This window comes from uncultured Brachyspira sp., from assembly GCF_934747485.1.
GTDB lineage: Bacteria > Spirochaetota > Brachyspiria > Brachyspirales > Brachyspiraceae > Brachyspira.
Genome location: NZ_CAKVGN010000017.1, coordinates 1 through 13,581 on the forward strand (window position 1 = coordinate 1; position 13,581 = coordinate 13,581).

The 13,581-nt window shown below is 29.1% G+C and carries 12 protein-coding genes and 2 pseudogenes; 9 read left to right on the forward strand and 5 right to left on the reverse strand.

What is annotated here, in order from left to right:
• A pseudogene (locus Q0H31_RS04645) lies at nt 1-458 on the forward strand (integrase core domain-containing protein); the annotation flags it as partial.
• Nucleotides 459-597: 139 nt separating this feature from the next.
• Nucleotides 598-1,179, forward strand: coding sequence for a thymidine kinase (locus tag Q0H31_RS04650; protein WP_295296079.1), 582 nt, complete (start codon nt 598-600; stop codon nt 1,177-1,179).
• A gap of 4 nt (nt 1,180-1,183) precedes the next feature.
• On the opposite strand, the gene Q0H31_RS04655 is transcribed toward Q0H31_RS04650, so the two are convergent.
• On the reverse strand, nt 1,184-2,065 hold the full coding sequence (locus tag Q0H31_RS04655) for a fumarylacetoacetate hydrolase family protein (RefSeq protein ID WP_295296080.1): 882 nt from the start codon (nt 2,063-2,065) through the stop codon (nt 1,184-1,186).
• Nucleotides 2,066-2,301: 236 nt separating this feature from the next.
• Here Q0H31_RS04655 and Q0H31_RS04660 point away from each other — a divergent pair, with 236 nt between their 5' ends.
• The 6 genes from Q0H31_RS04660 to Q0H31_RS04685 all read left to right on the forward strand — a co-directional run bounded on the left by Q0H31_RS04660 (nt 2,302) and on the right by Q0H31_RS04685 (nt 5,578).
• Nucleotides 2,302-2,952: a hypothetical protein gene (locus Q0H31_RS04660; protein WP_295296081.1), complete on the forward strand. Its 651-nt coding sequence runs from the start codon at nt 2,302-2,304 to the stop codon at nt 2,950-2,952.
• 149 nt (nt 2,953-3,101) lie between these two features.
• Nucleotides 3,102-4,055 (forward strand): peptidylprolyl isomerase, encoded by a 954-nt coding sequence (locus Q0H31_RS04665; RefSeq protein WP_295296082.1) that lies wholly within the window; start codon nt 3,102-3,104, stop codon nt 4,053-4,055.
• An 87-nt stretch (nt 4,056-4,142) separates the two neighbouring features.
• Nucleotides 4,143-4,457: a 50S ribosomal protein L21 gene (gene rplU, locus Q0H31_RS04670; protein WP_013244526.1), complete on the forward strand. Its 315-nt coding sequence runs from the start codon at nt 4,143-4,145 to the stop codon at nt 4,455-4,457.
• Nucleotides 4,458-4,465: 8 nt separating this feature from the next.
• Nucleotides 4,466-4,822, forward strand: a complete 357-nt coding sequence (locus Q0H31_RS04675; RefSeq protein WP_295296083.1) for a ribosomal-processing cysteine protease Prp — start codon at nt 4,466-4,468, stop codon at nt 4,820-4,822.
• Nucleotides 4,812-5,066 (forward strand): 50S ribosomal protein L27, encoded by a 255-nt coding sequence (gene rpmA, locus Q0H31_RS04680; protein WP_013244528.1) that lies wholly within the window; start codon nt 4,812-4,814, stop codon nt 5,064-5,066. Before Q0H31_RS04675 ends, rpmA begins: the two co-directional genes overlap by 11 nt.
• A gap of 107 nt (nt 5,067-5,173) precedes the next feature.
• Nucleotides 5,174-5,578 carry a YbaN family protein gene (locus Q0H31_RS04685; protein WP_295296084.1) on the forward strand — a complete coding sequence of 135 codons (405 nt, stop codon included), beginning with the start codon at nt 5,174-5,176 and terminating at the stop codon, nt 5,576-5,578.
• A 176-nt stretch (nt 5,579-5,754) separates the two neighbouring features.
• Here Q0H31_RS04685 and Q0H31_RS04690 read toward each other — a convergent pair.
• The 4 genes and pseudogenes from Q0H31_RS04690 to Q0H31_RS04705 all read right to left on the reverse strand — a co-directional run bounded on the left by Q0H31_RS04690 (nt 5,755) and on the right by Q0H31_RS04705 (nt 12,462).
• Nucleotides 5,755-8,905 (reverse strand): annotated as a pseudogene (locus Q0H31_RS04690) (efflux RND transporter permease subunit).
• A gap of 1,052 nt (nt 8,906-9,957) precedes the next feature.
• Nucleotides 9,958-10,890 carry a TIGR01212 family radical SAM protein gene (locus Q0H31_RS04695; protein WP_295296085.1) on the reverse strand — a complete coding sequence of 311 codons (933 nt, stop codon included), beginning with the start codon at nt 10,888-10,890 and terminating at the stop codon, nt 9,958-9,960.
• A gap of 2 nt (nt 10,891-10,892) precedes the next feature.
• Nucleotides 10,893-11,378, reverse strand: a complete 486-nt coding sequence (smpB, locus tag Q0H31_RS04700; RefSeq protein WP_295296086.1) for an SsrA-binding protein SmpB — start codon at nt 11,376-11,378, stop codon at nt 10,893-10,895.
• 94 nt (nt 11,379-11,472) lie between these two features.
• A complete protein-coding gene (locus Q0H31_RS04705; protein ID WP_295296087.1) occupies nt 11,473-12,462 on the reverse strand; it encodes a LacI family DNA-binding transcriptional regulator in 990 nt (329 codons plus the stop codon).
• 182 nt (nt 12,463-12,644) lie between these two features.
• Between Q0H31_RS04705 and Q0H31_RS04710 the strand changes: the two genes are divergently transcribed.
• Nucleotides 12,645-13,574, forward strand: a complete 930-nt coding sequence (locus Q0H31_RS04710) for a nucleoside hydrolase (RefSeq protein ID WP_295296088.1) — start codon at nt 12,645-12,647, stop codon at nt 13,572-13,574.
• The last annotated feature ends 7 nt before the right edge of the window (nt 13,575-13,581 follow it).

Below are 13,581 nucleotides of genomic sequence, written 5' to 3' on the forward strand. Positions count from 1 at the left end.
GATTTAGCAACGAGAATGAGCTTTAGATATTTATACGATGAAAAAAGTCCATACAGTACCATTGATTTTATGAAACGACTTATAAATTATTTTCCTTTTAGAATACATTGTATTCAAAGTGCGACCGAAGGAAGTGCCTGTGGTAATAATGGTACAGAATTTACTTACCGTAAACATTCATTTGACACAGAACACCCATTAGATATATTTTGCAAGAAGAACTATATTAAGAAAGTTTATAGTCCAATTGCATCATCTTGGTATAATGGCGTAGTAGAAAGTACACATAGGCTAGACCACAAAAAGAATTTTATGATTTTTGTACTAAAGAATTAACTTTACAGAAAGCAAATAAAAACATACAAAAATATAATCATTTTTTCAATTATAAACGAATACATTCTGCTTTAAATTATGATACTCCTATGTTATACTTTAAGAAATTAAGGAATTCCTAACTGCAATATGTTTGGCTCCTGTGCAATTTAAAAATATTTTACAATTATATGTTTTATATATTTATAGTTTTACTTGCAAAAAGTGTTTTTTTTGATAAAATCTATTTTAATTTTTTACTTGCTTAGGTTTTATATTTCTATGAATTATTTAATAACAGGTCCTATGTTTGCAGGAAAATCTAAATATTTGATAAAAACTTTAGATTATCTGCTTATGGAAAAAAAAGATATAAAAATACTATTTATATACCCTAATATTTCTTATAGGGGATATTTTTGCAGAGATAAAAATGTGGTGCTTGATGAAAGAATAGATATTATCACAGAAGAAGAGTTAGAAGATAAATTTACGAATATAGAAAATTATTTATCTAATTATAATGTTGTAGGTATTGATGAGTTTTGTTTTTTAAATAAAACTTCTGATTTTATTAAGTTAATAAAAGATTTCTCAAAAAACAATATTAATATAGATTTTTACATAGCTTCTTTGGACATGGATTTTAAGAGGAATTATTGGGAAAGCGTGAGTAATTTAATTGAAGAAGATTTAATAGATGTGCATATAAAGGTGTTTGGCAAATGCGATTGCGGAAGGAAAGGAATATATTCAAAGAGAATTATTAAAGATGTTGATAGAATTGTAATCGGAGATGATATATACAAATGCGTATGCAGATACTGCTATGAGGGCGAAGACGATGTTAAATTAAATTTATGATTAATTATTTAACATAGTTTGTTAATTCACCAATATTCTCTATACAGCAAGTTATTTTATCTCCATTTTTCATATATTTAGGAGGATTAAATCCCATGCCAACCCCAGAAGGTGTGCCTGTGGCTATGATATCGCCTGCTTCGAGCGTCATTCCTTTAGATACATCGCTTACTAATTCATGTATATTATGTATCATATGTTTTGTATTTGAGTTTTGTCTTATTTCATCGTTTAGAGTTGATTTAATGTTTAAATTATTTACATCTTTTATATCATCTTTATATACGATGCATGGACCCATTGAACTGTAATTATCTAAGCTTTTTCCTTTATACCACTGAGAATGCTCTTTTTGTATTTTTCTTGAAGATATATCATTAAAAATACTATATCCAAATATATATTCATCTACTTCTTCTATTTTTATATCTTTTGCTTTTTTTCCTATTATAATTGCTAATTCTGCTTCATAATCTAAAGCTTCGTCTAAATCTAATCTTGCATTTATATTATGATTATGCCCTATTATATAAACAGCTCTTTTAGAGAAATATACAGGTTTTGTGTTTTGTACATCATTAATATTATTTTTTACTTCGTTAATATGGTCTTGATAATTTACTCCTACGCATATTATATCATGTATAGGTTTTGTTATAGGAGAGAGAAGCTGAATTTTTTCTATAGAATACGTTTGTTTAAAAGTATCTATTTCTTTTTCTAATTTGTTTAGTACATCTTTATTACAATTTTCAATAAAATTAACCATATTATAGTTTTTAAACTCAGGTATAATATCTGCTATAGGTATAACACTTTGTTCATTTTTAGTTAAAATTCCTATTGCTTCAGTGTTGTTCCATTCTAAAAAAGATATAAATTTCATACTGTTCTCCAAAAAAACTCTATTTAATTATAATAAATAGTTGCAGTTTTTCAAGTAAAATGAAAAAAAATGTATTTTTTTTAGTTTTATTATGTATCTAATTTATTTTTATAAAAAAAATCCGATAAAGAAATGTAGTATTATTATATTAACCTATACAAAATTAATACTTGACTAATGGGTTAAATATTATTATACTTTAAAAGGTATAGGTAACTAGTATTTTTAGGAGACTAATGATGAAAAAACTAATTTTAGTAATCTTTTTAGTGAGTTTTAGTACACTTTTCCCAGCATTTGAAGTTGATGTTATAGGTCAGCTTAGTGCTGTAACAGGATTTCCAATTTTGGACTCTCAAACTGTAAAAATTAATGGTTCAACAGAAGTAAGACCAGAACTTTCTGCCCAAATAGGTTATATGCTTCCTATGCAAAACGGCTTAAAAGGTATAAGTCTTTTAGGCGATGTTATGATAGAACAAAGTACCATAGGTATTACTTATCCTGGAGACAAAAAAATAGTTAATAAAGAAAGTGGTTTAAGTATGGGTTTAGGTTTTACAACTAAATTTGTAATCGGTAATGTTAATAGCTTAATTCCTAGAGATACAGTTTTAGGTGTTGGAGTTGCTGCTAAAGCTTTAATATATGCTCCAAATATAGTACTTACTATGACTCCTCCTCCTATAAGTATTTATTTCAAAACTTTTGTAGAACAGAGATTCTTTATATTTAGACAGTTGGCTTTTGTAGTTGGACTTAATTTATATGTAGACTACATGCTTCCTATGACTTATAAAGTTGATCAGTTGTTTATGGGTTATTTTGTAACTAGTTATCTTGACTTAGGTATAGGTCTTAGCGTAGGTCTCCACTTCGGTAATTAATTTTTTATAAATAAATTTTTTTAAGAGGACTGTTAAAAAATTAATAGTCCTCTTATTTATTTTTTTTAATAATATATTATAATTCTAACATAATAATATTTTATGATTTATTTAAAAGCTGGTTAATAATTGTATTAGGGAGAAAATAGTTGAAAAAAGAGATTTTGCTTGTTTTATCTGTATTCATTTTTTACAGCAATACTTTATTTAATGATGTAGTTAATAGCATAGTTGGAGTTGTTGGTTCTATTCCTATTACTTATGAAGATTTTGTCAGCAGAAAGTCGTTTTTGTCTTTGCAGGCGAGGTCTGTTGGTAAAAAAATCAATGATGATATGGTTTACAAGGATTTAGTTGAAGAGCGAATAATGTATTTGAAGCTTAAAGAATATAATTATGTTATAGAAGAAAATGATGTAAGCAGACGTCTTGAGAACATTGCTAATCAGTATAATCTTACATTAGACCAATTTGCTAAGCAATTAAAATCTGAAGGAATATCATACGAAGAATACCGCAACTCTATTAGAAAGCAAATAGCTATGGAAAATTTAAGCGGACTTGTTGTTAATAATACAGAAATTACCGATGCAGAGGCAGATGAGTATTATAATAATAGTAAAGATAAAACAGCTTTTGAAGTTGATACTTTAGTAAAACTTTCTTGGATATTCTTCAAAGCGACCACCTTTACAGAAAAAGGCGAAAAACAAGAGTTAGCTGATAGAGTGCGTGGTAGGGCTGCAAGAGGCAATGATTTTGCTGAATTAGCTAAAAAATACAGCGATGATGAAAAAACAAAAAATTATGGCGGAGATTTAGGCTATAATCTTTTATATGATGCAGGAAAACGTTCTTTGCCTGCACAGGTAAATGCCGGACTTACTTTAGCAAAGAGAGGCTATAAAGTGGGTACTGTTAGTTCTGTGCGTGAGTTGGTTGGCAAGGGCTTTTATATAGTAAAAATAGTAGAAATACAAAAAGATATGGACAGCATTCGCACAAGAGTAAAAAATTATCTGAGCGAAATTCGTATGAGAGACTCTTTCGTAAAATGGCTTAATGACGAAACTAAAAGAGTTACCATAAAGTTATATAAATAGTGTTGACAGAATTGTAAAAATATAGTATAATATATTACTCATGTAATAGTATAATTTTAAAATTAATATAAATGGAGTAAAACCATCATGTATGCAATAGTAGAAGTAAAGGGAAAACAATACAAAATAGAAAAAGGTCAAGATATCTTAATAGAATATTTGGGCGATGATGCTAAAGAATCACCAGAAATAAAAACACTCCTTCTAAAAAAAGATGATGAAAGCGTAGTTGTTGGTACGCCTTATGTAAACGGAGTAAAAATAAGCTCTAAAATAGTTGAAAGCTTAAAAGGTGATAAAGTAGTTATAGGTAAGCATAAAAGAAGAAAAGATTACAAAAGAAAAACAGGTCATAGACATAAATATCATAAAATCACTATAGAAGATATTACTTTAGCTTAAGTATTATAATGTCTTCTTTATTCAGTGTTGTTTATAATAGTGATGGTGTTATAATAAAAGTTACTATAGAAGGGCATGCTGGAATAAAAAAGTCTGGTGAAGGTTATGAAGTTTGTATAGCTTTGAGTGCTTTGTCTCAGGCTATGCTAAATGCTCTCACTGAAATAATTGGAAGTAAGAGTATTAAACATGAAATTAATGATGGATATTTAAGCTTTGAATTGGTTGAGTTTGATAAACTTGATAAAGAAAAAGCTTATGAATATATTACAGTTAGTAGAGGATATTTACTAGGTATAAAATCTCTAATTAAAGAGTATCCCGACTATGTAAAATATAAAGAGGAGTTAAAAAATGGCACATAAGAAAGGCGGCGGAAGTTCAAAAAATGGACGCGATAGTCAATCTAAACGTTTAGGTGTGAAAGTTTATGGCGGAGAAAAGGTTGTATCTGGTAACATTATAGTTAGACAAAGAGGTACACAATTCCATGTTGGCAAAAATGTTGATATAGGAAGAGATCATACTATTTTTGCAACTGCTAATGGTGTTGTTAAATTCCACACTAATAAGTTTGGTAAAAAAACTATAAGTGTAATAGCTGAATAATATTATACACTAAAATATATTATTTTTTATTAATATCCTATTCTTTATTTTAAGAGTGGGATATTTTTGTTTATTTGTTATATTTTAACAAAGAGGATAATTATTTTATGAGAATATTATTTATAGCTTTAGGGTTCATATTTCTTGGAGTAGGTGCTGTTGGCATAGCTGTACCAATTTTACCTACTACCCCATTTCTGCTTTTAGCTTCATTTTTCTTTGCAAAAGGTTCTAAAAGATTTCATGATTGGTTTTTATCTACAAAACTATATAAAAAATATTTAGAGAGCTTCGTAAAATCAAGAGCTATGACTCTAAAAGGAAAATTAACTATACTCATACCTGTAAGCTGCATGCTTATAATTACATTCATCTTTGTAAATAATATATATGCCCGCATAGTTTTAGTGATATTATTTATTTCAAAATATGTTTATTTTTTCACTCAAATAAAAACTGTTTCAGAAGAAGAATTATCTAAAATGAGAATAAGCTATCAAGAAGAGCAATAACTTTTTAGAATGCAGTAAAAACTCTATTTTACTAAAAACTAAAGATTAAAAAATATAGTAACGCTAAATATAAAAAACTACTTTAATATTAAAAAAGGCTCTATTTATAAACAATATAAATAAAGCCTTAAAAAATAAAATAAGCATTTATAAAATTATAATTCGTAAAAAAATTATTATTTACCCGTTACAGTTATAGTATCATAATTAGAAAAGTCGCTTCGGCTTTCTAAATCTTTTTTCTCATAATCTTTTAAAGGTATTTTATTTCTTACAGCAGCATAAACTGTAGGAACTATTATTAAAGTAAACATAGTTGAAACTAAAAGCCCTCCTAATACAGCAATAGATAAAGGCTGATACATTTCATTTCCGCTTCCTCCAGATAATGCCATAGGTAAAAGACCTAATATTGTTGTAAGTGTTGTCATAAGTACTGGTCTTAAACGCCTAGGTCCAGACTCTAAAGCAGCCTCATCTCCATTAATATGTTTTTCATGCATAAGCTGATTCATATAGTCTATAAGCACAATACCATTATTTACTACAATACCAATAAGCACTATAAAACCTATACCACTATACACGCTCAAAGTTTGCCCGCTTATAAATAATGCTATCAAAGAACCAGCAAAACCAAATGGAATTGCCAATGCTATAACAAAAGTAGCAATAAGCGATTCAAACTGACTTGCCATTATGGCATAAACTAAAACTAATGCTAATATCAAAGCCTGAACTAACTGTAAAAATGCTTCATTCATATCCTCAAAATCTCCTGCATAATTAATGCTAAATCCTGAAGGTATAAATACTTCATTTTTTATTTTCTCTTGAACATCAAACATTATGTCGCTTAAGGCTCTGTTATAAGCTGAAGCTTTTATACTTGTTATTCTTGTGCTGTCTTTTCTCTCTATCTCTGTAGGACAATAACTTTTCTCTACTGTTGCTATTGATGATATAGGCACTATTCCAGCTGTTGTAGGTATCATAAGCCTTGATATATCATCTATATTAAGCCTATCAGGTTCACCCAATTGAACATTAACATCTATATCTGTAACATCAGAATTGTCTGGTGTCATAGTTGTTGCTGTTGTTCCTGCGAAACTTGTTTTAATGATATTTGCTATTGTGTTTACATTAACGCCCATTTTTGCCGCTATCTCTCTATTAACATATACTTTTAATTCTGGGTTTGAATCATCTCTTGTAAGTCTTGGCTCTCTTATTCCTTCTATATCAGATATTGCATTTATTATATTATTTGCTATTTCTGTGGCTTTATCTAAATCATCGCCTACAAGCTCTATTTCTATTTCCTGCCCGCCTGTACCTCCGTTTCTCCTCCGCTGCCTATACCTGAAGTATTTATTGATGCTATATTTATTTGAGCAGGATAAGATGCTAATACATTTCTTGTAAGCTCTATATATTCATCAACTGACTTTTCTCTGCCTTCGTTTTTATCTCTTAACTGCACTCTTATTTCAGCAGAGTTTTCTTCTGAACCAGATTTTACTCTCGACTGCATTCTGTCAAAATCTTCCCCTATTACTTCTTGTATATCTGCTTCCATTATATTTACAAAAGACTGAGTTTGTGCTGACTTTGTACCTACTGGCATTTTTACATCTATCTTAAATTGTCCTTCATCTGAAGTTGGGAAACCTTCCTTCCAATAAATGTTAATCCCAACACTATTACAGCAAGTATCACGCTTAAAGAAGAAATCAAAACTTTCTTTTTATTTTTTATAGAAAAGTTAACCATAAAAGAGTATATATTATTAACCCTATCGTGAAATTGTTTATTGACAAAATTTTCTATAGGTATTAAAAATTTAGTTTTTTTATTCGTTACAAGTCTAGCCACAAGCATAGGAACAACTGTAAGAGCAACAAATAAAGAGCCTATCATTGAAACTGTTACAGTAATACATAAATCTTTGAAAAGCTGCCCAGTCTGTCCTTCAACAAAAAGAAAAGGCAAAAATACTGCTATTGTTGTAAGTGTTGAAGCTGATATTGCTAATGCCACTGCGGAAGTTCCGTTTATAGCAGAAGAATATTTTCCGTATCCGCTGTTTCGATAATAAAATATATTTTCAAGCACTACAATAGAGTTATCTACCATCATACCAATTCCGAGTACAAGTCCAGACAATGAAATAATATTTAAAGTAATTCCCATAAAATACATTAATGTAAATGTAATGATTATTGATGTGGGTATTGATATTGCTATTATAGAAACAGTTTTTATATTCCACAAATAAAACATAAGTATTATAACAGCAAACAAACCTCCCTGCCAAGCTGTTTCTAATACTCCGTTTATAGATTCATTTACATTGTCAGCACTGTTGAATAATATTTCATATTTTATGCCTTCTGGAAGATTCAAATTCTCTAATTGTTTTTTTACGGATTTTGATACATTAACAGAGTTTCCTCCAGATTCTTTATTAACAGATACCGATATAGCAGGCATTCCATTTATTTTTACTATCTCAGAATCATCACTATATCCTTGATAAACTCTTCCTATATCTTTTAATTTTATAGGCGTGTCATTGGTTTTTAATGTTATAACAGTGTTTTCAATATCTTCTACAGTTGTAAACTCACCCATTGTTCTTATAGTATATTTATAAACTCCTTCGTATGTATCGCCTCCTGATAGGTTTTGATTTTCTGATGATAAAAGAGAGACTATGCTATTAATGTCTATACCATAAGCATGAAGACGGTTTAACACTAAATCAACTTTCATTTCTGTTTTAAGTCCGCCTCTAATTTCTGCTCTTGTCACTCCCGATGCCTGCTCTATTTTGTTTAATACTTGATTGTCTATTAAAGTATATAATGCCCCTAAATTATCTGTACCAAAAAATGCTATTTCCATAACAGGCATCATATCTGTAGAAAATTTAAATACTGTAGGGCTTTCAGCATCATCTGGAAGAGAGTTTTTTATTCTATCTATTGCCTCTCTTACATCGGCAGTTGCAACGGCTAAATCTGTACCCCAATTAAACTCTATAAATACGCTTGACTGACCTTCTTCAGAAGTAGAAGTTATTGAATTAATGCCGCTTACTGTAGCAACAGCATTTTCAACTACTTTAGTTACAGATTTTTCTACTTCTTCAGGACCAGCATTCTCATATTCTGTTCTTATTGTAATATAAGGAAGCTCCATATTAGGCAAAAAATCTACTGCTAATTTTGTTAAACTTACAAAACCTAATATTAATACTGCTACTATACACATAAAAACAGCTACGGGTCTTTTTACTACTAACTCTATAAAACTCCTCATTTGCACTCCTTCTTATATAGTATGTATACATATTGTTGTATAATTTTAGACGAATAAGGTTATAAAAAAGTTTTAAATTAAGTTGTGTATTAGAGTGTATTTGTGTAAATTTTTATTAAGTATTTTTAGCTAAAATTTAGGTTTTACCCCACATTTAATACATATTCCTAAGATATTAGCTATAATATGTGCATTTTTTGCAACTTTTTGACGAAGTCCGCACAGCGACCGAAGGAAGTGCCTGTGGTGCGAGAGCGACAAAAAAGTTGAACAAAAACAAATACTTATAATAATAAAACATAATTGTTTAATTATATACTAAAAATTTCTCGTTTGTGGTGGCGTTGCCCCCACACCCCTACTTCTTTTGGTGACCCAAAGAAGCAAAAGGACTGCATTATTTAGCTTAAAATAAAGGTACTATCTTATAGTTTATACATATTCCAAACATACAAAGCTATAACATTTGCATTTTCATGAAGCGTGCCCGAAGGGCGAAAACTTTGACGAAGTCCGCACAGCGACCGTAGGGAGTCCTTCAGGGCGACCGAATGAAGTGCCTTCGGTATTGGTATAAAAGAACCTTATATCCTCCGGATACGCTTCGCGAAGAACTGCATTTTTATTATAAATTTTATAATTTAATTGTACATTAAAATGCACTCCCCCGCACGACTAAGAAGTTATAATTAAAGCATAGCATTACCGTGCGGTAAGCCCCCGACCGCAGGGAGTGCACAGCTAGGCGAGTAGTGCGGCAAGGTGGTACAGCTCGTACGCGGGAAAAAGTTGAATAAAAAAACTTATTATATATCTAAAAATTTTAAGTTTATCAATTTTTGTTTTTATATTTTGGGGACTAGTCCCCAAACCCCTACTTCTTTTGGTGACCCAAAGAAGCAAAAGGACTGCAATTTTAATCTAAAAAATATATATTGTTTTTTATTATATATATTGGCAACATATAAATTCGTACTTTTTGCAACTTTTTGCTACGGGAAAAAGTTGAATAAAAAATCATATAACAAAATGCGGAAAAAGTTGATAAAAATCTACAAAAACATGCAGCCTTGACGCAACTCTCTCTCTGTCATCAATTTGTTTATAGAGTTTATTATTTCGCCTTTAGACTTTTTCCATTTCGGTGCTATTAAACTATCTCCTAAACTGTCCCCCATAATTCTTGACACTATTATATTCTCTCTTAAAATAGATATAGCATCCGCCATAAGCTCTATATAAAAATCTTCATCAAGCGTAGGAAAATCATAATTTTTGTACATTGCCTCAAAAGCACTTCCAACCACAATATCAAGCTGATGAAACTTCACACTGTCAATTTTTAAATTAGAAATATCTCTAACCGTTTGAAGCATCTCTTCTCTTGTTTCCAAAATTATTTTTTTTTCTTCAATTCTTTTAGGCAAACCAAATATTATATGAGTTGATATTATTAGATTGCTGTAATTATTTTTTATGTTTTCTGTCATATCAGCAAACGAGTTAAAATTATGCCCTCTGTTTATAAAAATAGAAGTATCATCATTTGAAGATTGAAGCCCCATTTCAAGCCATATCTCTTTATTATATTTTTTTGACAAATTATTTAACTCTAAGAGAACTGCCTCTTCAAGCATATCGCTTCTTGCCCCAAACATTAAACCAACACAATCCTCAAACTCAATTAATTTATTTGCATATTTAAGAGATTCTGATGAAGCTAATTTTGAAAGCGGAGTGCCAAGCTGAAAATAAGCATAATATTTTTTGTATCTGTTTTTATAATTGTTTACGCCGTTTATCCATTGATTTTTAATATCATCTTCTTCTACATATGGAGGCTTATAACTATTTAAATTGCAAAACCTGCATCCTCCATTATTGGCCTTATGAGCACAGCCGAAATCTGTGTCTATAGAAATTTTACCAACCTTAAAACCAAACTTTTTTTTTACATAATCAGAAAAACTATAATAATTTTGCATATCTATCTTTTAATATATCTTTCCATCTCTCTGTCTAATGCTTTTTTCTTTAGAGTCTCTCTCTTATCATGAAGCTTTTTACCTTTAGCTAAAGCAAGCTCCACTTTTACCTTTCCCCTGCTAAAATATAAACTAATAGGAATGAGAGTAAGCCCCTGCTCTTTTATTTTTCCATAAAGCCTTTTAATTTCCCTTTTTTTCATTAAAAGTTTTCTTTCACGTAAAGGGTCATGATTGTTTCTGTTGCCAAAATGATACGGAGAAATATGCATATTCACTATAAAAAGCTCTCCCTTTTTAAAAGAAGCATAAGAATCCGCCATATTAACTCCCCTATCCCTAAGAGACTTCACTTCAGTACCAAGTAAAACTATGCCCGCCTCAAACTTTTCTATCACTTCATAATTAAAAAGTGCTTTTTTGTTTCTTGCTATCTCCCCAGATGAAACAGCATTATTTTTTTTATCTTTTTTGTCTTTTTTAGCCATTTTTTATTTACTCTTATATTATTTTTTAGATTATACATAAATTACAGAAATTGTCAAAATATAAATATTAGATTATTATTTTGTTGGCAGCGTTTTATATTTTTTTACAGGAATTTCTAATAACTATATTGGGCTGAAGTACAATATTTACATTATCTGTTATTCTCTCACTTATAATATTAAGTATTGAAAGAACTGCATTTTTTCCCATTTCATAAGCTTGAGAAGATACAGTGGTAAGACCTATCATAGAAGAAAATGGTATATTATCATAACCAATTAAAGATATATCATTAGGTATTGATATTCCATACTCTTCTGTTGCTTTCTTTATACCAAAACACATAACATCGCATGCAGAAAATATAGCAGTATAATCGAGTTTTGATTTTATTATATCTTTCATTTGAATATAGCTTTCTTCAAAATTAAAATTTGCTACTTTTTTATATTTGCTGTAATTAAAATCTATATTATTATCATTCAATGCCTTTATAAAACCGCTAAATCTTTCATTTTCTGTGCTAATATCTTGAGGACCTGCCATATATATAATATTTTTATGCCCCAAGTCTATTAAATATTTAGTTGCATTATAAGCCCCTATTTCATTATCGGAGCCAACATAATTTATATTTTCAATATCAACTTTTCTATCTAAAAATATAATAGGAACATTCACTTTTGTTAATATTTCATTAAAATATTCACTCTTTCCTGTAGATGCCACTATTATATATCCTGATACAGCAATTTTTGTAATATCTCTAAAATTTAATATATCCTTATTCTCTTTATACTGAGATAATATTATATGATATCCATAAAGATTTGCTGTATTCTCTATCCCTTCAATTATGTTTGCAAAAAAAGGATTTGTAATATCTGGAATAATTACTGATATAATTTGCTTATTTTTAATAGTTTTTTTTATATTATAACCATCAGAATTAATAATTTTATTTATTTTATTTTTTATCTTTTCATCTACACTGCTGTTTCCATTCAATACCCTAGAAACAGTAGCAACAGAAACATTTGCTTTTTTAGCTATATAGCTTAGTGTAATTTTTTTATCGTTCATAATATACAAATCATACTAATTAAGATTTTTTATTACTATAATGCATGAAGTTTAATTTGTCAATATAATTTTAATAAAGAGTTATTTTACAGAAAAATTTCAGAAAATTTTCTGTAAAAAATTGACTTCATATAAAACTTGACTATACTTTATTAATATAAAATAAACATAGGATATAAATTATGGTAAATAATAATAAACTCTATTGGGTAGATACAGATGCTGGAGTAGATGATGCCGTTGCTATATTATGGGCTTTAAATAATGATTTTAATATTGTTGGATTTAGCACTGTAGCTGGTAATTTGGCTGTAGAATCTACAGTGAGAAACGTATGTGCTTTATTAGAATATAGTAAAAAGGATATACCTGTATATTATGGAGCTTCGTATGCAACTATAGGGGGACATATAGACGCTTCACATATACATGGTGTAAATTTAGGACCTATAGTGATAGATAAAGATTATAAGGCAAAAGACCATATATTTAATGGACTTATTAACTTTTTTGAAAATAGCGATGATAAATTAAATATTATCACATTAGGACCGCTTACAAATATAAGTACATTTTTAATGCATTTTCCTAAATACAAAGAAAGAATAGAATGCTTATATATTATGGGCGGAGGAAGTTTCGGAAATATGACGGCTTATGGTGAATTTAATATTTATGCTGATGTTGAAGCTGCTCATTTTGTTTTTAATCAGAATATGAATATTGTTTTAAGCGATTTAGACATCACAGATCATTACGCTTATTTTACAAAAGAAGATATTGATTCTTATTTAAAAGGCAGAAGTATAGATGATTGGGTAAATCAGTTATTAAATTTCAGAATATCTAAAAGTGCCTTACCTCATGCGGCAAGAATATACGATGTGCTTCCTTTTATGTATGTAAAATATCCTGATTATTTTACAACTAATGAAGTATATGTAGATGTTCAATTAAGCGGAAAGATGAGAGGTTTTACTGCTTATGATTATGAGGGTATGAGGATAACAAATTATTTATTTCCAGAAAAAAATATAAAAAAAGTAAAAAGATTATTAACGATAGATAAAAACATTTATATAGATACATTATTAAAAACATTTTTAAGATAAGGATAAT